General features: G+C 61.8%; 1 protein-coding gene. It reads right to left on the bottom strand.

The window, feature by feature from the left end; translation table 11 throughout:
* On the bottom strand, positions 1–2,382 hold a 2,382-nt coding region (locus A3754_RS02430; protein WP_231880447.1), incomplete at both ends, for an alpha-2-macroglobulin.

The following is a 2,382-nucleotide window of genomic DNA, read 5'->3' as shown; positions in this document are numbered from 1 at the left end:
GGGCAAGGCACTGACCACCACGGTGCTGCTGTTGGTGCCGGCCATGCCATGGGGCTGCGACTCCAGCGCCCAGATTTCACCGGGCGCCAGCACTTTCCGGGTATCGCGGGTGGTGGGCGGGTTAGCCGCACGCACTGGCAGATGCACGGTTTCCGAAGCGCGATGTTTGCCGCCTTTGGCGGTGACGGTGATGTCACCGGTACCCACCTGCTGTTTGGCAGTGATTTTCAGCATGGCAATCTGATCGGACGGGCCAGTGAAGGTCAGCGTGGCCTTGCCCTGCTCCACCTCGAACAGGTCTTCATCGGCGTCCACGGTCAGGGTGACTTTTTTCAGGCTGTCGTCGGTGACAAACACGGTAACCGGCAGCGACACGCTTTCCCCCGGCCCCAGCACCCGTGGCAAGGTGCTCAGCACCGTCAGCGGCTGGGTGACGGTAATGTCCTGTTCGGCCTTGCCATAGGCGCCGTTGTCACCGGCCACCACCATGGCCCGCACCTGGCCCATGTACGGCGGCAAGGTAATCTCGTGATTGGCGGTTTCATTGGCCTCCAGGGTGAACGGCCCCAGGAACTTCACCACCGGCGGGAAACGGCGACGCTGCTTTTCCCGGCCATCGTCGGCCCCGTCGGAGCCGCCCAGTGCCAGCAGTTGATCCAGTTCTGCCCCGTAGGCGCCCACTACCATGTCGAACAGATCCCAGGTCAGCACCCCCAGGGCTTCGCGGCGATAGAAGCTGTCGTGGGGATCCGGGGTCTGGTAGTTGGTCAGGCCAAGCAAGCCTTCATCCACCAGCGCCAGGGTGTAGGTCATCGATTTGCCCTGCTGTTCACTGACCTTCACGGTAAAGGTGTCTTCCGGTTTCACCTTGTCCGGGGCGCTCACTTGCGGGGCAAGACGGGTATTCGGGTCATCCACCAACAGCGGCACCAGGCCATAGAGCCGAATGGGCCGGTCGTTGTTGCGGCCGCTGTGCGGCTGTAGCAACGCCACATGCACGTACACATTAGGCGCCATGTTGGCGGTGATGGGGATATCCAAGGTTTGCGCTTCACCGTTGGCGGGCAGCCAGTAATGATCCAGTACCCGTGAGCCGGTTTCCAGGCTCACCAGCAGGCGGCCCTTGGCGACAGCGGGTAATTGAATATGGGCCGTGTCGCCAACGGCGTAACGGTCCTGGTCTGCGGACAGGGACAGCCGTGTGGCTGCATCCTGGCTGCCACTGGCTTGCTCCCAGCTCCAGCCCAGGTACACGGTTTGTGCGGTGCAGTGGTCGCTTTGCCGGTCACAAATGCGAATCAGATGGCGACCCCAATCGTAGTCTTCGCCGTTCAGATTCCACTGGGCGCGGCCTTCTGCGTCGGTGGTGATCTGTGCATCGGCTACGCGTTTGGTGTTGGGGTCACTAATGTAGTTGCTCAGGTCATCCCCGGCCCGGTCCCACCACCAGCGCCAATCAATCTGGTAGACACTGATATCCAGCGGCCGGCTGGCGTCGGGCTTGCCGTCGCTGTCCAGGCTGATCAGGTCGATGGCGTGCAGCCCTTCTCGGGACAGTGCCCCGCCCCAGCCGCTGCCTTCGGGAATGCGCATGCCCACCCAGTGCTTGAACGGGTACACCGGCACGCTGCGAATCTGGGTACTGTAGTCGCCGCTGTTTTCAAACACGCGGGTGGTCAGGGTGGCGCGCAGCATGCCCGGGGTCTGTTTCACATTCACCGTGAGCGGCACGGTGGCGTTACCCTGCCCGTCCACGTTGCCATCGAAGGCGGTGAACGGCTCACTGCTGAGCTTTCGGGTGGGGTCATCGAAGTGATAAGCGTCGTAGCCGTCGAAACGGGTGGTGCGCGCGCTCACCCGCACTTTCATGTCGGCCTTCAAATTGGCGGCGGTGGCACCGTTGAGCCACTGGGTAAATAACCCAATGTCGGTGGTTTGGTTGGTGTAGAGCGTTTCCGGCAGATCCAGCTCGATTTTCAGCCGGTTGGGCTTGATCGCTTCCACCCGAATCGGGGTATCAAAATAACGCTGACCCAGCCGGGCCACCGCACGCCAGTTCCCGGTGGGCGCGTCCTCTTCTGTGTGTAGTGTGAAGGCATAAAAATCGCCCACCGGCTTGTCCAGGGTATAGCTCTTCACCTTGTTACCACGGGGATCAAACCAGTCCAGCATCAGTGGGTGGCCGTCGGGGATGGTGTTGTCCTGGTCTTCCAGAATAAAGGTCAGGTGAATGTCATCACCGGGGCGCCACACGTCCCGCTCGCCGTAGAAGAAGCCTTTCAGTCCATCGCGTACTTGCTGGCCACCGGTGTTGAACTGGTTGGTGGGCAGCAAGTACGCGATGGACTGAAAGGCTTCTTCTACGGCGAGCGGGACGTGTGG

Source organism: Alcanivorax sp. HI0083 (assembly GCF_001635175.1).
The sequence above is the reverse complement of the archived record's forward strand: the minus strand, read 5'-3'. Positions and strand labels throughout refer to the sequence as shown.